Annotated in this window: 18 protein-coding genes; 15 read left to right on the forward strand and 3 right to left on the reverse strand. The window is 35.2% G+C overall.

What is annotated here, in order from left to right:
• The first annotated feature begins 4 nt into the window (after positions 1 to 4).
• The 4 genes from EHQ31_RS08105 to EHQ31_RS08120 are packed head-to-tail and all read left to right on the forward strand — an operon-like array spanning position 5 to position 3,493.
• Complete coding sequence (locus EHQ31_RS08105) at positions 5 to 1,054, forward strand: putative porin (RefSeq protein WP_208652750.1); 1,050 nt, start codon at positions 5 to 7, stop codon at positions 1,052 to 1,054.
• Between the two features lie 16 nt (positions 1,055 to 1,070).
• Positions 1,071 to 1,745: a M48 family metallopeptidase gene (locus tag EHQ31_RS08110; protein WP_135568350.1), complete on the forward strand. Its 675-nt coding sequence runs from the start codon at positions 1,071 to 1,073 to the stop codon at positions 1,743 to 1,745.
• Positions 1,746 to 2,234 (forward strand): low molecular weight protein-tyrosine-phosphatase, encoded by a 489-nt coding sequence (locus EHQ31_RS08115; RefSeq protein WP_135568351.1) that lies wholly within the window; start codon positions 1,746 to 1,748, stop codon positions 2,232 to 2,234.
• Positions 2,222 to 3,493, forward strand: coding sequence for an NAD(P)/FAD-dependent oxidoreductase (locus tag EHQ31_RS08120; protein WP_135568352.1), 1,272 nt, complete (start codon positions 2,222 to 2,224; stop codon positions 3,491 to 3,493). The genes EHQ31_RS08115 and EHQ31_RS08120 overlap by 13 nt, the downstream gene beginning before the upstream one ends.
• Here EHQ31_RS08120 and EHQ31_RS08125 read toward each other — a convergent pair.
• Both EHQ31_RS08125 and EHQ31_RS08130 read right to left on the reverse strand, forming a co-directional pair.
• On the reverse strand, positions 3,479 to 3,733 hold the full coding sequence (locus EHQ31_RS08125; RefSeq protein WP_135568353.1) for a hypothetical protein: 255 nt from the start codon (positions 3,731 to 3,733) through the stop codon (positions 3,479 to 3,481). The genes EHQ31_RS08120 and EHQ31_RS08125 overlap by 15 nt on opposite strands.
• Complete coding sequence (locus EHQ31_RS08130; RefSeq protein WP_135568354.1) at positions 3,730 to 4,158, reverse strand: hypothetical protein; 429 nt, start codon at positions 4,156 to 4,158, stop codon at positions 3,730 to 3,732. Before EHQ31_RS08130 ends, EHQ31_RS08125 begins: the two co-directional genes overlap by 4 nt.
• A gap of 92 nt (positions 4,159 to 4,250) precedes the next feature.
• On the opposite strand from EHQ31_RS08130, the gene EHQ31_RS08135 reads away from it, so the two are divergent.
• Genes EHQ31_RS08135 through EHQ31_RS08185 form a run of 11 tightly spaced genes read left to right on the forward strand, consistent with a single transcriptional unit; the run spans position 4,251 to position 17,944 of the window.
• Positions 4,251 to 5,090, forward strand: coding sequence for an alpha/beta fold hydrolase (locus EHQ31_RS08135; RefSeq protein ID WP_135568355.1), 840 nt, complete (start codon positions 4,251 to 4,253; stop codon positions 5,088 to 5,090).
• A gap of 16 nt (positions 5,091 to 5,106) precedes the next feature.
• Positions 5,107 to 5,649 (forward strand): PaaI family thioesterase, encoded by a 543-nt coding sequence (locus tag EHQ31_RS08140; RefSeq protein ID WP_135568356.1) that lies wholly within the window; start codon positions 5,107 to 5,109, stop codon positions 5,647 to 5,649.
• Positions 5,646 to 6,965: an LIC20035 family adhesin gene (locus EHQ31_RS08145; protein WP_135568357.1), complete on the forward strand. Its 1,320-nt coding sequence runs from the start codon at positions 5,646 to 5,648 to the stop codon at positions 6,963 to 6,965. Before EHQ31_RS08140 ends, EHQ31_RS08145 begins: the two co-directional genes overlap by 4 nt.
• Positions 6,956 to 7,936 carry an AAA family ATPase gene (locus tag EHQ31_RS08150; RefSeq protein ID WP_135568358.1) on the forward strand — a complete coding sequence of 327 codons (981 nt, stop codon included), beginning with the start codon at positions 6,956 to 6,958 and terminating at the stop codon, positions 7,934 to 7,936. Before EHQ31_RS08145 ends, EHQ31_RS08150 begins: the two co-directional genes overlap by 10 nt.
• Complete coding sequence (locus EHQ31_RS08155; RefSeq protein WP_135568359.1) at positions 7,937 to 8,755, forward strand: DUF58 domain-containing protein; 819 nt, start codon at positions 7,937 to 7,939, stop codon at positions 8,753 to 8,755.
• Positions 8,748 to 9,587 carry an LB_053 family protein gene (locus EHQ31_RS08160; RefSeq protein ID WP_135568360.1) on the forward strand — a complete coding sequence of 280 codons (840 nt, stop codon included), beginning with the start codon at positions 8,748 to 8,750 and terminating at the stop codon, positions 9,585 to 9,587. The genes EHQ31_RS08155 and EHQ31_RS08160 overlap by 8 nt, the downstream gene beginning before the upstream one ends.
• A 2-nt stretch (positions 9,588 to 9,589) precedes the next feature.
• A complete protein-coding gene (gene batA, locus EHQ31_RS08165) occupies positions 9,590 to 10,543 on the forward strand; it encodes a VWA domain-containing protein BatA (RefSeq protein WP_135568361.1) in 954 nt (317 codons plus the stop codon).
• Complete coding sequence (gene batB, locus EHQ31_RS08170) at positions 10,540 to 12,171, forward strand: VWA domain-containing protein BatB (protein ID WP_135568362.1); 1,632 nt, start codon at positions 10,540 to 10,542, stop codon at positions 12,169 to 12,171. Before batA ends, batB begins: the two co-directional genes overlap by 4 nt.
• Complete coding sequence (locus EHQ31_RS08175) at positions 12,155 to 13,726, forward strand: BatD family protein (protein ID WP_135568363.1); 1,572 nt, start codon at positions 12,155 to 12,157, stop codon at positions 13,724 to 13,726. The genes batB and EHQ31_RS08175 overlap by 17 nt, the downstream gene beginning before the upstream one ends.
• A 3-nt stretch (positions 13,727 to 13,729) precedes the next feature.
• On the forward strand, positions 13,730 to 15,559 hold the full coding sequence (gene htpG / locus EHQ31_RS08180; protein ID WP_135568364.1) for a molecular chaperone HtpG: 1,830 nt from the start codon (positions 13,730 to 13,732) through the stop codon (positions 15,557 to 15,559).
• A gap of 60 nt (positions 15,560 to 15,619) precedes the next feature.
• Positions 15,620 to 17,944, forward strand: coding sequence for a sensor histidine kinase (locus tag EHQ31_RS08185; protein ID WP_135568365.1), 2,325 nt, complete (start codon positions 15,620 to 15,622; stop codon positions 17,942 to 17,944).
• Here EHQ31_RS08185 and EHQ31_RS08190 read toward each other — a convergent pair.
• Positions 17,934 to 18,737, reverse strand: coding sequence for a magnesium transporter MgtE N-terminal domain-containing protein (locus EHQ31_RS08190; RefSeq protein WP_244247318.1), 804 nt, complete (start codon positions 18,735 to 18,737; stop codon positions 17,934 to 17,936). The genes EHQ31_RS08185 and EHQ31_RS08190 overlap by 11 nt on opposite strands.
• Positions 18,738 to 18,764 lie beyond the last annotated feature (27 nt).

Consider the following 18,764-nt stretch of genomic DNA (forward strand, 5'->3'; position numbering starts at 1 on the left):
TAAGTTGGTGCCTAAAAAATTTCATTTTGCCATTTTATTTTTATTGTTAAGCGTTAGTTCCGTTTCCGCTGAAATTATCTGGGGGCCAACTCTCGAAAAATCAGGCGGAGAATACATTTTCGAGACAGGAAATAAGTACCCAAATTTATCAGGGATTCGCGGAGGGTCACGAATTTCTTTTCCAAGAGAATTTACTCTATTTGGAATCCAAGGAATCGTAACTAAAGATCGATGGGAAATTAGTGGAGCACTCAAAACTACAGGATGGTATCAAAAGTCAGGACAAGCTCGTGACGAAGATTTTTTCCTTGGTTCCGTCTCCACAGAAAATACTACTAATATCGCAACACGTGAATGGAGTTATAGAGACTCAGCAACTGTTTATGCGGGTAGCAGGAACTTTGCTGATGGTAAAGGGAAATCAACAGTCTCAGAGAATAAAGCAGAGTTCTTCGGTAGATATTACTTTCAAAGTGCAAATCCGAATTATTGGGCTGATGGCTCTGGTTTTTTTCTATCAGCTGGTGCTAGGTATTCATATTTTAAATATTATTTTTATGACGTGAATCAATTTATAGAATCGAATCCGGTTTTTTACGGACCAATTGGACTAGGCCTGAGTTTCTCCAATGACCTTTGGGAGTTTTTTGGTGGTGGCGGTTACCGTCATTCCCAAGGTGATTTCTACCTCGATATAAGTTTAATGCCATCTTTCGGACGAATCAAAACACGAGATTTCCATGTACAAAGATCCATCAATTTTTTCTCAGAAAATTATGGCTTAGGTTGGACATCTAAAGTCGAGGTTGGTTACAAAATGAATAATCATTGGCTAAGTTATTTACGTATCAACCATAGAAGATTTTTTTCAGAAGGAAGATTCACCTCGCAAGGAGGGCTTACCTCAGAAGATATTGCATCCAATTTAGTAAGCGGATTTAAATCGCATATAAACATAAAAGATTACTCAATCGAAATTGGCGTTCTAAATAAATTAGATTGGAATCAAAAACTAGATACTAACGAAAAAGATTACCAGAAAACAGATAACTAATACTTTCATAAACATAATGATAGATTTAACAATCGAAAGAAAAACTACCAAAGGGAGAAACATCTCACTAGTAGTATATCAGAATGGTAGAGTTGTTTTAAAACATCCTGCCCGAGTTCCCAAAAAACAATTGGAAGAGTTTTTGTTTGAAAAGAAGGACTGGATTTTAGCCAAATTAAAACAACTTCCAAAAGACATTCCACAAAAATTGAAATTTGAAGATGGCGAAAAAATTCATATATTCGGAATTCTAACAACAATATCATTAAGTTCAGAAAAGAAGTATTCTTATCTTGGCAAAACCATTCAAATCCCAAATGGCGATAATTCAGGATCAAAAATTCGGAAATGCAAAAAGCTATTAAAAGAAATTCTTTTAGAAAAAATTTTACCAATAATCGAAAAAACCTCTACCGCTTTAAATACAAAAGTAACAAAAATTTCAATAAAAGCAATGCGATCTCTTTGGGGTAGTTGTAATTCAAAAAACCAAATATCTTTAAATTTAAGTTTAGTACATTGTCCCGACTATATTATTGAATATATCATCCTGCATGAAATCGCACATACGATCGAACACAACCACTCCTCAAAATTTTGGAAAATTGTAGAATCACAAAACCCCAATTACAAAATTGCAGAGAAATGGCTCAAAGATGAAGGCAAAAAATATATATACTATCTCAATTAAATGAAAGAAAAAATCAGAGTTTTATTTATCTGTTTAGGCAATATTTGTCGTTCTCCTGCTGCTGAAGGAGCATTCAAAAACTTAGTAATCAAAACTAAGTTAGATCACTTATTCGAAATAGATTCGTGTGGCACTTCAGGTTACCACGATGGTGAGTTAGCGGATCCAAGAACTAGAAAAGAGGCAGAGAACAGAGGAATAAGTTTAACTCATAGGTCAAGGAAGTTAACGAAAGCAGATTTAACCTATTTTGATTATTTGTTAGTTATGGATGAAAACAATTTCCAGGCTGTAAGTAGTCTAACTAATGAGAAAAATATTCAGGATAAAATACTTCTATTTGGTAAATTTAGAAGTGATGCAGGTGCACCAATTGTACCTGATCCTTACTATGAGAATGAAGTCGCATTTAAAAAGGTGCAAGATCTTGTAGAAGATTGTTCTTTAGGTTTTTTAAATTTTTTAGGAGAAATAAAATGTCTCAAGTAAAGAAAAAAATCTTAGTTATTGGAGCTGGGTTTGCCGGATTACAAGTAATCAAAACTCTTGCAAATAATAAACGATTCGAAATTACCGTTGTGGATAAAAAAAACCATCACCTATTTCAACCACTTTTATATCAAGTGGCTACGGCAGTACTTTCACCTGCTGACATTGCTATACCGTCTCGATCCATAACAACAAAATATAAAAATGTAAAAATACTTTTAGGTGATGTCACAGCAATTGATTTCAATAATCGCAAAGTAGAATTCCAAAACAACTCCGAATCCTATGACTATCTTGTCTTAGCAACTGGCGCGAGAACTAGTTATTTTGGAAACAATAGCTGGAAAGAAAAAACCTTAGGTTTAAAAAACTTAAAAGATGCTTTATCTATCAGAAGAAGGATTCTACTTTCATTCGAACAAGCCGAACTAATTGGTAATTATGAAAAAGCAAAAAGTTTTATGCATTATGTAATCATAGGCGGAGGACCAACTGGTGTAGAACTTGCAGGTTCCATTGCCGAACTTTCTCATAATATCATCCGTAAAGACTTTAGAAATATCGACTCTGGTATGACAAAAGTTACACTCATCGAAGCAGGACCTAGGTTACTTGCTGCTTTTAGTGAAAAATCCAGTGCCTTTACCCAGGAAAAACTAGAGAGAAGGGGAGTAGAAGTACTTACCAGTTCCCCCGTACTCGACATTACTGACACAGGCGTTGTTCTAAAAGATAGAACCATAGAATCAAAAACTGTGATTTGGGCAGCAGGTGTTGAAGGTTCGGAATTAGCCAAGAACTTGCCACTTAACAAGGATAAGGCGAACAGAATTATCGTGGACGAATTTTGTCGAACCACCGAATATCCGGAAGTTTTTGTGATAGGTGATGCAGCAAATTATGGGAAGGGACTGTCAAAACCATTACCCGGCGTTTCTCCCGTTGCGATGCAACAAGGAAGATACGTTGCCAAAACAATCGATTCAATAGAAAAAAATAGACCATTAACTCCGTTTCATTACTTTGATAAAGGGAATATGGCGACCATTGGAAGAACCGATGCAGTTGCGGAATTTGGCAAAATTAGATTAAAGGGAATTTTTGGATGGTTTGGTTGGCTTTTTGTGCATCTTGTTTACCAAGTTGGATTCAAAAACAAAGTGAGCACACTCCTCAGTTGGGTTTGGAGTTACTTAACATTCCGCGCTGGATCAAGACTGATCCAAGAAGAAATGGATGAACTTTCAGTTCGATCGTAAATTGTAACGGTTTTTCTCAGCCTCGGAAATACACTTTTTATAAGCAAGTTCTGCATTACCTATCCAAACAGCAGAATTTAATTCTGTATTTCCATCGGCAGTATGTCTTTGAAGAATCGGTAACATAAAAATATAACTTCGATTTCTAACCTTTTCACATTCTTCCCTAAATTGATCTTCACGAGAAAATTGTGCACAGGAGTAAAACAAAAAAAGAAATACAAATAGAGTTTTCTTCATTTTGATTCGCTAAATAGAGTTTGTAATTCTGAAAGTTCCAAGGATTGATCCTTCGAAAGATAGTTCTGGTTGGACTCAAGAAATCTAAGGTCTTCTTCCGCTTTTATAAATTGAGACTTTTTATATTCGGGTTTATGACTTACTTTCAAAACTATTTCTCCTTGATAACCTGTATCACCATTTGCTTCCAAAATAGTAGACCTAACTCGTTTTAAATATAAGGGGATTAGTTTCTCCGCCGGAACTTCCTTAGAATATTCCGTGAGTCCAAAAGTTAAGTAGGTGATTTTCTTTCGATGGATCGTAGTTGCGTTTGCTTTTGTTTCACAATCAGATAAACTGATACATATAGATTTTTGTTTAGATTCAGCAAAAAGCGGGAATCCGAATACTAAGAATAGAACTAGAAAAAGATAACGATTCATGAACAAATTTCATAAAGAAAGGGAAAAAGAATCAAGCTTAAATCCAAAAGATAAATGTTTACAATGGGGAGGAATCAAAAAGCCTTAGGTATATGCTACCAATTTCTATTCACACAAAATTTCACTCTATTGAGGGGATTGAGTGGGGGAATCCACAAGGAATTCCTATCCTTGCATTTCACGGTTGGTTGGACAATGCAAACAGTTTTGCACCATTAGCAAATTACTTTCCTAATTACCGGTTCATATCTATCGATTTTCCTGGACATGGTAAATCGAGCCATAAACCCGAAAATACCCTATATTATTTTGCTGAATATGCGCTTGAGGTTGTATCAATTGCTCAAGCCCTTGGTTTAGAAGATTTTATCCTAATGGCACATTCAATGGGAGCCGCCGTTTCAACGTTAGTTGCCGGTACAAACCTATTAAAAATCAAAAAACTGATATTAATCGAATCATTAGGACCTCTTACAAATCTTTCGGAATCAGCACCAGATATACTTACAGAGGCGATCAAACAAATCCTACACCCCAGAGGCAAAAAAGAGACTTTCTTCCCGGATATGGAATCTGCTGTCGGTGTACGCATGAGAGCTGGTGATATGAAGAAAGAATCAGCAGAAATTTTAATGGAACGAGGTATTGAAAAAACCCCCAAGGGATTAAAACCAAGAAGGGATTTAAGACTTCATTACAACTCATTTTTCAGATATACAGAAGAGCAGATTGTATCCTTTTGCAGTCGCATAGATTGCAAAACATTGCTAATATTAGGTGATAAATCCGGTTTCCCGATAGCCGAAAAATACAAACACCGAAAAGACGCAGTAAAACACCTAACAGAAGTAATTCTTCCGGGAGGGCACCATTTACATATGGATTCCCCGAAAGAAGTTGCCAATGTTATCATCGATTTTTTAGAAAACTAAATACTAAGGACAATAAATGAATCAGCCTATAGAAAATCCTTCCCGACATGGCTACGAAATCCATCATGATACATGTTTTGGGTGTGGAAAAGAAAACCCGTTAGGACTCGTAGCGGACTTCACTTTCCACGATGAAACGGGAGAGGTCAATTTTACATATAATTTCAAAAAAATGTATAATGGAGCACCTGGCTTCGTACATGGAGGAATACTTTCTACTGTATTAGATGAAGCAATGGGAGGACTCTGTTTTCATTTGGGTTATATAGTTATGACAGATACTATGAGCTTCAAATTCCACAAAGCAACACCGGTAGAAAAAGAATTACTCATTAGGGCTTGGCCAATTAAAAAAGCAAAAAGGAAAGTATTTTTAGAATGTGAATTAACTTCACTCGATAAGGAAATTTTATATGTAAAAGGGGAAGGAGCCTTTCATATACTGCCTCCACGTTTTTTCTCTGATAAGTTAACCGGAGGAAAAATAGCGATTGCGAGTGAATTATTATCAGTAAATAAATTGAAACGCGCGCATCTCTTTGATAGGATAGAAACATGAAACCAAAACTTCTCTACTTAGTTATCTCAATACTGGCAATCCAATGTTCAGGTGCCTCCATAAAAGACGGGTCAGGCGACCAAGAATTCGAACTAAAATTTACCAAAGGTAAATGGATACGAACAGAACGTTTCAAAAATTCGGGAGGACTTCGAGCCATCGGAGAAGTTAAAGCAGAATGTGGCGGTGCCCGATGCTCTGAAGACCAAGTATCTAAATTTGCTCCCGCAAAAATCAAATCACTCCCAAAACATGGCTCTTGGGAGGAATATATTCAGTTCGAACAACCTGGTTCAACTGCAGAAAATCCAAAGTATAAATCCACACTAGACCAAGTAGGGGAATATATTGATGGTAAAAAAACGGGAATTTGGAAAAAACCAGATCCAGAAAATCCGCAAAAGTTTCTTGCGGAAACACCGTGGATTGACGGCAAAAAAGAAGGGGTTGCGAAAACTTTTGATAAACAAGGCAATGTCACCTCGGAAACCACTTACGTAGATGATAAAAAAAATGGTCCATACTATAGAAAGAATAACAAAGGTGAGTGGGTAGAAAAAGGTTCTTTCAAAGATAATGAAGAAGATGGTGAATGGATCTACTATTTCATCGGAGCAGATGGAAATGGAACTAAAACAAAAGTTTCCTATGCCAATGGTCTAAAAAATGGCCAAGAAGTTAACTATTATAAAGATGGGGCTATTGAATCACAAGGATCATATGTATCAGATGTTCGTTCTGGTTTGTGGAAAATGTTTGGACCAAAAGGTAACGTACTAGCAGAAGGATCATATTCCAAAAAAGAAAACTCAGAAAACTTAGACATTAAGTATGAAAGAACAGGAATTTGGAAAGAATACTATGCAGACGGTAAACTATTTGGAGCAGGCCCAAGAAAACATACAAGAACCGGCGAATGGAAGTTCTATTATAAAAATGGACAGATTGGGTATCATGGAAATATGGCAAACGAAAGTATGTTGGAATCCGCTAAAGTATATGACAACACTGGAAAAATTCTAGGTGAAGGAAAACTTTTCTTTTCGCTTGTTAAAATTGATGAAGAAACCCAAGATTTAAAACTAAATTACAAACCTAGTATTCCATATACTTACTTCTATCCTTCAGGAAAAAAAAGAATGGTCATTCGTTCGACTGAAGACGCAACTGAATATTCAGAAGATGGAAGAGAACTTGGAAAAGGGCCTGTCGAACCTCAAGGGAGAAAAATGGGATGTTGGACCATTGGGGGGAAAACCGAATACTTTATGATTGATAAACCGATGCCAAAAATGACTCAATCGCAATGCAAATAAACGAAGAACAAATCAAAGAAATTTCCGACCAAGTTAAGTTAATACGGTCGGAACTATCCGAATCAATTTCAGGGATGGACAATGTAATCCAATCTCTAATCGTTGGCCTAGTGGCCAACGGACACGTGTTACTCGAAGGGATGCCTGGCTTGGCCAAAACTCTCGTTGCAAAGAATTTAGCATCCATAATGGATGCAAAATTCTCAAGAGTACAATTCACTCCTGATCTTCTGCCAGCTGACTTAACGGGAACAAATATATTTAATCCTAAAACATCATCCTTTGAAATAAGGAAAGGGCCAATATTTACAAATGTTTTGCTTGCTGATGAAATCAATAGAGCTCCAGCAAAGGTTCAATCTGCATTACTCCAGTGTATGGAAGAAAGACAAGTTTCCATAGCAGACCAAACCTTTGACCTTGACTCACCATTTTTTGTCGTAGCCACACAAAATCCAATTGATCAGGAAGGAACCTATCCACTCCCAGAAGCACAACTAGACCGCTTTTTGTTTAAAGTGACAGTCACCTATCCGTCATTCGATGATGAATTAACAATTTTACACCAACATGGCAATTTAGGTAACACGAAGAAAAAATCCAAAAAAATAATACATCCGAAAGACATTCAAAAAATATCAGAAACTTCAAACAAAGTTTTCATTGAACCAAAATTACAAAACTATATTGTAAGCCTGACAAGAAATACAAGACCAGAAAGTACGGTCGATAGTGAATTAAAAACCTATATCCAACATGGAGTAAGTCCTAGGGCCAGTCTTGCTTTACTGAAAGTCAGTAGAATTAACGCATTGCTCGAAGGTCGCAATTTTGTAATCCCGGAAGACATCCAACGATTTTTCTCCGAAATCGTAAAACATAGACTTCATTTAACAATTGAAGCAATTAGCGAGGATATCAGCACAGATTCCATTATTAAAAGAATCCTATCTGTAACGGAAGTTCCTTAGATGTTATCACCTGAGCTAAAACGCTTACTCCAGGTTTTACAATGGGAATCTAAAAAGAAATTTCCCTCTACGAGACAGGGCCTTCTAACCATGTCACTGAAGGGAAGGGGGCTTGATTTCAAAGAAGTAAGGAACTACCATTTGGGAGACGATATACGTTATATCGACTGGAATGTGACTTCAAGAACAGGCGAATTACATACAAAAGAATATTACGAAGAACGTGATGCTTCGGTAATTATCTTCTATGATATAAGTGATTCGCTCAGTGGCTTAAAAAAAGACACTGCATTCCAGATAGCTTTGTTTTTGTCTTTGTTCCATATAAAATCAGGGAATCGAGTATTGTTAATTGGCTTCTCAAATGGCAAAAATTCTTCAGGTAAATGGTTAAAAACAGAATCAGAAGTTTTTTTCACCTTCACCAACATCACAAAACTGAAAAAAGGCGAAGGAACTAATTATGGAGAGGCATTCCAATATGCATTTAAACTGTTCCCAAAATTTGCAGTTAGCTATTGGATTTCTGATTTTATTGAATTTTCAAATTATACAAAAAACAATATTATTTCTAAAGTCTGGGATCCAATCGGGATATGGATTGAAGACGAATTAGAAATGATAAAACTTCCATTTTGGTTTAAGTTATTTGGGAAAATATCAGAAGAAAAAACTAGTTTTCGCAACTCAGATAATACTTATGAAAAAGACTTAAAAGCAGCCAAATCATTTTTTAAAGAAAACTTTGTTCGCATCAATCCAAATTCAAAACTTTCCAATCAGATTTTACCCTTATTCAAAGCTAAAAGAAATGGCTAAATACTTAATAATATTCTTTCTAACTTCTATACCTATTTTCGCACATCCCAAAGAATTTATATTAGAAAATGATATATATGTTGGAGATACAGTTCATTATCAAATTGAATTAACTGAAGAAGATGAACATAACTTAGAAGTGATAGATGGAGATTTTTACGAAGATGATACCATGCCTTCTTTTAAAATATTTAATACCACAAAAGAAAACTCGAAATTAAAAACATCTATCATATTCTATAAGCCAGGAAACTTCAGAGTCCCTGTCTCTTGGACAAAAAATAATGATCCAAAGAAATCCGAATTAAACATAGTAGTCAAATCGCAACTTCTTGGAAACGAACCTGATATCGAAGACATTGAACCTCCAATCGCATTTTCAGGTCCCTATTTTTTTCGTTTATTTATCATTCTTTTAATTACCGGAGTGAATGTTTATCTTTTATATGCACTATATATTTACTGGAAATCAAAACAAACAATTGTAGATGCAATTTGGGAGAAACAACCCGTATTCGAAGAAAAAACCAGACGACTTCATAATATAGAAACTTATTTACAATCGGACCAGATACTAGAAAAAATATTTGCCTTTAAAATCAGTGAGTACCTGAAAGAAACATATTCACAAAAATTAGGTCAAAATCTACTCGGCAAAACAGATTCAGAATTTTTAGCACAATTATTTGACAAAACACATATAAAAGATTCAATACTAAGGGAATTGCGAATATACTTTAGAAAAACAAAGTATGATAACAACTTAACAGAAATTAGCAAAGAAAAAGCGCTAACTATCTGGGAAAAAATAAAACAGGATTTTGAGCTGTAATTATGGAAGAATTTCAAAGACCTTACCTTTTATTACTTATAGTTCCCTTTCTTATAATCGCTATATATCAATGGAAGAAAAAACCATTGGGAGCAGTATTACTGGTCCAGTCAGATCGATTTCAAATACCAAAGTCAAAAATATTTCTTAAATCCAAAATTATACTCTTAAAATTATCAGAATTGATCATCTATTTGGCAGCCATTTTCCTAATTATCGCCGCAGCAGGGCCTGGGAAAAAATACAAATTAACACCCGATATAACCAATGGGATTGATATCATGATAGCATTAGACATTTCTGGCTCTATGGTAAATTCCTATGACTTTTTACCAAAAAATAGACTTACAGTTTCAAAAGAATTACTTAGAAACTTCATAAAAAAAAGAGTATATGACCGAATTGGAATCGTTCTCTTTGCAGGTGCCGCTTATCTTCAATCTCCTTTATCCAACGACAGATACGCGTTAGAAGAACTAATCACGGAAGCATCAGATGAAGATATTACCGAACAAGGAACAGCCGTTGGTGATGCTTTAGTACTATCGACATACAGACTCAAGGATTCCCAAGCAAAATCAAAAATCATTATCCTTCTTACAGACGGAGTTTCAAACACCGGGAAACTTGACCCTGAAACAGCATCACAAGCTGCCAAGGCATTTGGAATTAAAGTTTATAGTATAGGAATTGGAAAAGAACAAAGCCAATACGAAGTAAATTATGAATCCTTGGAGGAAATTTCACAAAGCACCAATGGCAAATTTTTTCGAGCCGAATCACCTGAAGTATTGGAAGAAGTTCTAAGCGAAATCAATGGGTTAGAAAAGGTGGAACTCCCTTCAAAACCTATGGAAATACGCGAAACACATTTCCCTACCGCTATATTCTTTTTCTTCAGCTTACTAGGGATAGTTGGTCTCACCATGTTTTTTCCACTCACGGAGAAACTATAGTGAATCTGAATTTTATAGCAATAGTTTCACTTATTTCTATACTCATTTGGATTATAGTTTTTTCTGGAAAACTATATATCAATGTTAAAGCAAACCTTTTCAAAGAAAAACATGAAATCCTAAAAAATAGAATTTATACAGGTAATACAAAAATATACATATTAAAGATTTTCTGTTTTCTGCTAGCCCTCTTTTTGGCATTTTATTCCCTATTTAAAACCAAATCTACAGAAGTTGACTCCATTAAAGAATTCGAATCAGCAGATATTTTGTTTGTGGTCGATGTTAGTTTATCAATGAATGCAATTGACGTTAAACCAAGCAGACTCAAAAGATTTCAAGACTTAGCTTTAAGAATTCTACCTAATCTAAAAGGGAATCGAATAGGAATCGTTGTTTTTGCTGGTCAATCCTTTTCGTTTTGTCCTTTAACTTCCGATATCACTGCAGTCTCAGACTACGTTCAAGCATTAGGCGTAGAAATGGTAGGTGCAAAAGGAACAGACCTCGCAGTAGCACTCGAACGAGTAAACAAAATAAGGAAAAAAAATAACAATATATCCTCACAAATAACAATAGTTGTTTCCGATGGAGAAGATCACGAGAACCAAAATCTGCCAACAATAGAAGGGGAAGTGATGGTTTGGGGGATCGGTACGCAAGAAGGGAGTTTTATTGAATACCGCGACCCAGGAACAGGAAGAGGAGGTTATGTGACTATGGATGCAGGTATTTCCGATTCACCAATGACACCAAATTTAGTGATTTCAAAAATGGATGTAGACAAATTAAAATCAATTGCCGAACAAAATCATGGTACTTATTATGATGTATCTTTCGAAGCAGAGGGAGCATACGCTCTTTTAGATACAATCCAATCCATCAAAAAAAATAAAATTCAGATGATTGAACATTTTAAGAATGAAGATGGTGCTCATCCGTATATAATTGCAGCCATTTGCTTTTTATTCTTAGAAAGAATTCTTATTTTTTTTATACAAAAATTACCAACACAAATTTATTTAATTGTACTACTTCTTATATCTTTTGGTTGGGGTAGATTAGAAGCTTGGGAACTCGACCCAGGCGGCAACTCTATCGAACGTGGGGTAAAATCTTATAATAATAAAAATTATAACGAAAGTCAAAAGGAGTTTGAAAAAGCAAAAGAATACATCAAAGACGATCCAAAACTAATCTACAATGAATCAGCTTCGGCTTACCAATTAGGGCAATATAAAGAAGCGAAAGAACTTTCTGAAAAAATTTTAACTCACCCGAAAGCGGATAAAGAATTAAAGGCAAAAGCAAATTTCAACCTTGGCAATATTTATGCTAGATTAGGGGACAAAAAGAACGCATTAAAATCATATACCGAAACATTAGAAATGAATCCAGATCATCTTGCCGCTAAAAAGAATATAGAACACCTTACAAAAAAAGAAGAACAAAATCAAAACCAAAAACCAGAACATAAAGAGCCCAACCAGAAACCTTCACAAAACAACAAACAAGAAAAACCAAAAGAAGATAAGACAGACGCAGAAAGAATTTTAGAACCATTTTCTGGAGACACAATTTTAAAGAACAAAAAGGGCGGGTCTTTTGATAATGATAAATTCTGGTAAATTTTCTCTTCTTTTGTTTCTAATTTATCTCACTCCATTTACAAAAGCAATTTCTTCAGAAGTAGAATTTAATTTAATCCCTAATGAGTTTTCACTCGGAGAACATGCAAAACTAGAGGTGAGAGCACACGGCGACAAAGCCTTTAGAGCGCTACAAACCAATATCAAAAAAAAAGGTGTGCGTATTCAATTTTCTGGCAGCGGTACAGAAACACAAATCATCAACTTCAAAGTATCCAAATCACAAATATTAAACTTTTATGTTTCCACAGAAACAGAAGGATCATTTACACTTCCTGAAATTTCTGTAGAATACGATCACAAAACTTATACCTCTCCACCTATCTCCTTTAAAGTCAGCAAAAAAACTAAACAATCACAAAACCAATGGTTCAATCCGTTCCCCTTTGAAATGGGAGAAGAGGTATCTCCAGAACCACCTGAAGTATCGTTCCATACTAATAAATCTATTTTTTACAAAGGTGAACCAATTGTCGGATATTATGTACTATATTATAATGGATACAGACAGCCATTTCTTGAAAGAGACCCAAATCAATCTATTTCATTTCCTTACTTCTTATCAGAAACACTCAAACAAGTATCGATACAAATTGAACCAGAAGTGCTAAGAAATAATCAATTAAAAAAGACTCTAGTTTATGACAAGGAAATATATGGGCTAACAGGAATTAAAGCAGGAAGATTCCAAATTGGAAGAACCAAATTCATATCCGGAGATAGTTTGCGTTTCAACTCCTTACAAGAAACCGTAAACACAACTCCTGCCACTGTTACAGTCCTAGAACTTCCTCCAAACAAACCAAAAGGATTTACTGGTGCCATTGGAAATTTCAAACTCAACCTAACGAATTATCCCAAAATTGTCCACTCAGGGGAAACAGTTTATTATGAAATCACCATTGAAGGCGAAGGAGGATACGAAGGGATCTCGCCAATGTTAGTGCTTAACTCAAAAGCCAACTTCATTTCCCAAAATAAAATCAAAACGTTTAGGAAATTAGATTCAGGTGAATATGGATTTTACTCCGTAGTAAAATTTCTTTTCGGGTACCAAACAGAATCTCCAGGCAAACTACAAATAGAACCTTACCAGTTCAGTTTTTTTTCGCTGAAGGAAAATCAGTATAAAACGCTTAAACTCATATTCCCCGAAATCACCATCCTTTCAGAACCAAAAAGATTTGTTGAGTCAGAAAAAGTTAATCCAAAACTGCAAAGCCGACCTTCAATTTTTGCTTTAGTTTTGATTGCGATTTTTGGGGTTCTGTTCTACGTAGGTTATAAACGGTATACATTTAACCGACAATCTAAAATGGTTTCAGAGTTAATACAATCCTTAGGAAAAAAGAGAAATGTATTTCTCGCCGACTATTTAGAAAAAAAAGGGATACAAAAAGTGGATACCCAATTTTTGGTAAACCTTCTCAACGATGCAGACAAACAATCCGCAGAAGAAGTTTTCAAAAATTTATCCATTCAAGAAAGAACAAAAGTCATATTTTTAAAAAAACAATTACAAAACCAGGAGTAACTTATGTCAGCTGAAGAAACAGGAAAAATAAGTGTAGAGACAGAAAACATCTTCCCCATCATCAAAAAATGGCTATATTCAGAAAAAGATATATTCATCAGAGAATTAGTTTCCAATGCGAGTGATGCCATTACGAAATTAAAAAAAATTGCTTTATCGGAGGAATTTGAAGGTGGCAACGACTACAGAATTGATTTAAACTTCGATGTTGAAAACAGAATTTTATCCATTGAAGACAATGGAGTAGGAATGACAGCGGAAGAAGTCAAAAAATATATCAATCAAATTGCATTCTCTGGTGCTACAGACTTCGCCAAACAATACCAAAACGCAGAAAACAAAGCAGAAATCATTGGTCACTTTGGACTCGGCTTTTATTCATCCTTTATGGTATCCAAAAAAGTAACAATAGAAACCAAGTCTTACAAAAAAGGACAAACTGCTGTTTTATGGTCCAGTGAATCAGGAACAGATTTCACGATTTCAGAAATCACGAAAGAATCAAGAGGGACAAAAATATCCTTATACCTTGATGGTGAGTCTGGTGAATATTTAGATAAATGGAAACTAAAAGAACTCATTAAAAAATACTGCGATTTTTTACCTGTAGGCATATACGTATCTGGAGAAAAAGCAAATCGTGAAAAACCATTATGGTCAGAAGAACCCGCAAAAGTCTCTGCAGATGATTACAAAGATTTTTATTCCTACTTATTTCCTTTCTCCGGAGAATCTCTTTTTCATATCCATCTAAATGTAGATTATCCATTCCGTTTACAAGGGATTCTATATTTTCCAAAACTCACTCATGAATTAGAGGCATCAAAGAATGGTATTAAACTATTTTGTAACCATGTCTTTGTCAGCGATAACGCAAGTGAATTAATACCACAATTTCTCACTATCCTTAAAGGAACTATAGACATTCCAGACCTACCCCTAAACGTTTCTAGGTCGTATCTACAAAATGATCCTCTCGTAAAAAAGATATCTAACCATATTATTAAAAAAGTGGCAGATCGTCTGATTGAAGATTTCAAAAAAAACAGAAACAAATATGAAGAAAATTGGAACGATATTTCTTTATTTGTAAAATATGGCGTGCTTACCGACGAAAAATTTTACGATGCAATGAAAGACCATTTAATCTTTAAAAACTCAGAAGGTGGATACTCAACAACTTCTGAATATTGGGAAAAGAATAAAGAGAAGAACCAAAACAAAATTTTCTACGCAAATGAAACTGAAATGGGATCTGTCTATATGGAGCTACTAAAATCACAAGGATTGGAAGCCCTACTAGTCGACTCAAAAATTGATTCCCACTTAATTCAACATTTAGAAATGAAAAATCCAGATTGGAAATTTCAAAGAGTAGATTCTGAAATCGCAGACCAAATCGTAGATAAAGATACTCCAAAAGATTTGGTAAATGAAGAAAACAAAACAGAATTTGATAGAATCAAAACATTATTTCAAGCCTCAATACCTACCGAAGGTGTAGAAGTAAAAGTCGAAGCATTAAAATCTTTAGAGGTTCCCGGAGTCATTCTTTTGCCCGAGTTTATGCGAAGAATGTCCGAAATGAACTCAATGTTAAACCGGGAAGACACAAAAAACATTCTAAGATCACATACTCTTATGGTAAACGCCAAATCCCCCTTAGTAAGATCCGCATTACAAGCGTTCGAAGGCGTAAACCCCGATAAAGGAAAAAAATTGGCAAGAATCATTTATGACCTTTCACTCCTTTCTGCAAAGGTAATGGATGAAAAAGAAGTTTCAGAATATACAAAAAGGACAACGGAGTTCCTCCAAGAGATTTTTTCATAGTAAGGGGAAAACGCTACAGAAAGATTTGGCAATGATTCCTATTTTTGGAATTGTTGCCATGTGATCCAGATTTGTATAACAAGTCGTCTTAGTTCCTTACCGGTTGTAGTCGCTTATAAAAAGAGTTACTTTGAAGAATTTGGTGTCAAAGTAACCCTCCATGTTAACACACACCATAAGGCAATCATGCCATTATTGGATGCCGGTCGAGTAGAAGCTGGTGAAGTTCCTACCATTGCTTATCTACAAGACAGTTTTTTAAAAAAATCCAAACTCAAACGAATCTATAAGGGAATTTACCTTTACCACTCTCCACTTTCTTTTTACTCAAGATTTCAATTCAAACCAGAAGATCTGACAAGAAACAAAGCTTATATACTTCCTGTCCCGCACCAGTACTCTGTCGAAAGGCTTTTCGCTGAAAAATTTCTTGAAGAATATGCTCCCAAGAATCCTGTTAAAGTTCGATACATTGACACTCCAGGTTTTCTCGAAGAAAAAGAATTTCTAAAACCATCTTGTTTAGGTTTAGTTTCAGATCCATTTTCAAGTCCATTCCTTAGAAACTTTCAAGACTTTGCCAATACACTTGACTTGCCGATACTGGAATCAAAATCATTTTACCCATCCACCTTACTAGCATTTAGTGGGGATGCTGTCTTAAAAACAGGAAGAGAGGTCTCAGGTGTACTTCTTGCGGTAAAAAAAGCCATAGACCTTTTACAAAACACAAATCAATTGAGCCAGGGAAATTTATGGGAAGACCTTCAACTTTCCCATTTTTACCCGCATCTAAGAGTAGGAGAGACAAAGAACCTTTTAAACTCCCATCCCCTCATTCAAAAAGGAATTTTCTCTTACAAGGGTGATGCCACAACACTCTATCCACTTTTAAAAGATGTATATTTTCGTCTGATTCGCAGAGTCATTCAACCTGACGCCGTAAAAGCTGCTTTTGATTTCGACGAAATCCTATCAGCCCTTGAACCAAAAAAAATATTTGATGTGCGTAAACTAAACTCTTTCCAAGAACCAAAAGAAACAAAATTACATGCACCTTCTCAAATCAACTACAGAAAACTCAATGCAGTAAGGCACCTCATTGTCGACGTCAACTCAGTAGTTTTGGATATACTTCAAGGAAATTACAATTCACGATTGAATTCTGACGAAACTTTACAATTAGACAACCGAGTCAAAGTACTCGTTAACTCAATGTTAGATTCATTTAATGCCAAATTAGAATTACAAAGAGAAGAAATCACAGAACTCGAAAACTTAATTTCCATTTTAGAAATCAAATTAGACCGTTCTGCAGTAGATCTTCAATACTCAGAAGAAAAATACAGGTATTTATTTGAATTTTCTAGAGAAGCAATTGCCCTTGTGGACGCAGATACCGGAAGTATTCTAGAAGCAAACAACCAGTTTCGGTTGTTAACAGGTTATACTCGTGGTGACATCACGAAAATGAATATTGAAGACATCATCCTTGGCAACCAAGTATCTAACCAACTTAGATTTGGAGCTGACCTTTCTTCTGATACAATGTTATCGCTTCCCGATGTGGAAATCCTCGCAAAAGATGGAAACAAACTAGAAGTTGATATCAGTTTCACATCCATTTTGCTTTCTCCAAAAAAACGATACCAAGTACAATTTCGTCCCAATTCGGAAAGAAAAGAACAAGAAAGACTACAACACGAATTTATTTCTAATGTAAGCCACGAACTAAGAAGCCCGATGACAAATATCAGAGGGTATTTAGAATTTTTTAAATCAGACGCAACTTTACCGTTTAACAACGAACACAAAAACATGTTAGAAGTAATCGATAAAAATGCAAAAAGACTTAGTTTTTTAATCGAAAACCTTTTAAAGTTAACTACATCAAGAGAAAAAGACAAAGAAGCAGAAGTAGTAGAAATCTTCGATCCAGTTACCGTAATCGAAGATGTAATTCACATGAACTCACATCTTGCCAAAGGAAAACCTATCGAATGGGATTTATCACTCAAAAAAGGTTTTTTCTTACGTGGGATCAAATTTGAATTTTCACAAATCATAACCAACCTTTACGTGAATGCACTAAAATATACATTCAAAGGAAAAATTGGAATCTCCATTCGTGAAACCAATGGAAAAATTGAAATCACAGTAGAAGATACAGGAATAGGAATCGACCCAAATTTTAAAAACCAAATCTTCGATCGTTTCTTTCGCATTCCATCTTCGGATAACAAAAAAATTGGTGGAACAGGACTTGGATTGTCTATTGTCAAGTCACTAGTGGACAAAATGTCCGGTGAAATATTTGTCGAAAGCAAAATGGGAGAGGGAAGCAAATTCACCATTTACTTCCCAAAAGTGAACATCAACGCTTAGAAGTTTTTTTCTTTTTAGGAACCTGTTTTTTCTTAGGTGTTTGTTTAGATTTTTTCTTTGAAGACAAATCATCAGGTTTCAATAAAACTAAAGCAGGAATGTTTTTTTCATCCAACTGCATTCCAGACAAAATCAAAGAAAGTTCTAACATTTCCCTTGTTCCAAGTAAATGCATCATTTCTAATGCTTGGTTCATTCCTAGTTTTTTAAAAATCTTCAGCGCATTGCTAACACCAAAAAATTTGACAAGAATTGGAAGTTCCGCTAACCCGCGCTGTTTGATCCACTTTTTACAATCAGCCACCGAAAGTTCACTTACAAGTTGAATGACCGGTCCTACCTGAATTTCATCCACTAACCAAAGGAAATCTTTCATAGGAATTTCTTTTAGAAGAGCGATGGACTTTTCAATTCCTAAAGTTTTCAGAATTTCTACGCTTGTTTCTTTGCCTAAAGTTTTTGCAAGTAGACCCACATCATGAGGTGGTATACTCCGAGAAACAAGAGCCAAATCTTCCATTGGAAGAGAGTGGATAAAATAAACCAAATCATCGTCATCATTTTCGCGGATCATCTCTACGAGAATTTTTTCTGGGATTTGTTTTACCAACTCAACGACTGTATCCTCACTTAACTTTTGCGTCAGGACAATGAGCCTTTCTTTAGGGACTTTTCCCGTTAAGGAAAGTAACTTCTCGTAACCGAGATTTTTCAAAATCTGAAAAGATTTTTTGGGGCCAAGTTTTTCTAAATACTGATATACACTTTGGATTGTTACGAGAACTTCTTTCATTTGCCCCAACTTTGGATACAAACTGTC

This window comes from Leptospira montravelensis, assembly GCF_004770045.1.
In the GTDB taxonomy this organism is placed as follows: domain Bacteria; phylum Spirochaetota; class Leptospiria; order Leptospirales; family Leptospiraceae; genus Leptospira_A; species Leptospira_A montravelensis.

What these genes read in the sequence shown, in the direction of transcription:
- EHQ31_RS08110 (WP_135568350.1), top strand. Translation starts at nt 1,071, where the DNA reads ATGATAGATTTAACAATCGAAAGAAAAACTACCAAAGGGAGAAACATC.
- EHQ31_RS08115 (WP_135568351.1), top strand. Translation starts at nt 1,746, where the DNA reads ATGAAAGAAAAAATCAGAGTTTTATTTATCTGTTTAGGCAATATTTGT.
- EHQ31_RS08120 (WP_135568352.1), top strand. Translation starts at nt 2,222, where the DNA reads ATGTCTCAAGTAAAGAAAAAAATCTTAGTTATTGGAGCTGGGTTTGCC.
- EHQ31_RS08125 (WP_135568353.1), bottom strand. Translation starts at nt 3,733, where the DNA reads ATGAAGAAAACTCTATTTGTATTTCTTTTTTTGTTTTACTCCTGTGCA.
- EHQ31_RS08130 (WP_135568354.1), bottom strand. Translation starts at nt 4,158, where the DNA reads ATGAATCGTTATCTTTTTCTAGTTCTATTCTTAGTATTCGGATTCCCG.
- EHQ31_RS08135 (WP_135568355.1), top strand. Translation starts at nt 4,251, where the DNA reads ATGCTACCAATTTCTATTCACACAAAATTTCACTCTATTGAGGGGATT.
- EHQ31_RS08140 (WP_135568356.1), top strand. Translation starts at nt 5,107, where the DNA reads ATGAATCAGCCTATAGAAAATCCTTCCCGACATGGCTACGAAATCCAT.
- EHQ31_RS08145 (WP_135568357.1), top strand. Translation starts at nt 5,646, where the DNA reads ATGAAACCAAAACTTCTCTACTTAGTTATCTCAATACTGGCAATCCAA.
- EHQ31_RS08150 (WP_135568358.1), top strand. Translation starts at nt 6,956, where the DNA reads ATGCAAATAAACGAAGAACAAATCAAAGAAATTTCCGACCAAGTTAAG.
- EHQ31_RS08155 (WP_135568359.1), top strand. Translation starts at nt 7,937, where the DNA reads ATGTTATCACCTGAGCTAAAACGCTTACTCCAGGTTTTACAATGGGAA.
- EHQ31_RS08160 (WP_135568360.1), top strand. Translation starts at nt 8,748, where the DNA reads ATGGCTAAATACTTAATAATATTCTTTCTAACTTCTATACCTATTTTC.
- batA (WP_135568361.1), top strand. Translation starts at nt 9,590, where the DNA reads ATGGAAGAATTTCAAAGACCTTACCTTTTATTACTTATAGTTCCCTTT.
- EHQ31_RS08175 (WP_135568363.1), top strand. Translation starts at nt 12,155, where the DNA reads ATGATAAATTCTGGTAAATTTTCTCTTCTTTTGTTTCTAATTTATCTC.
- htpG (WP_135568364.1), top strand. Translation starts at nt 13,730, where the DNA reads ATGTCAGCTGAAGAAACAGGAAAAATAAGTGTAGAGACAGAAAACATC.
- EHQ31_RS08190 (WP_244247318.1), bottom strand. Translation starts at nt 18,737, where the DNA reads ATGAAAGAAGTTCTCGTAACAATCCAAAGTGTATATCAGTATTTAGAA.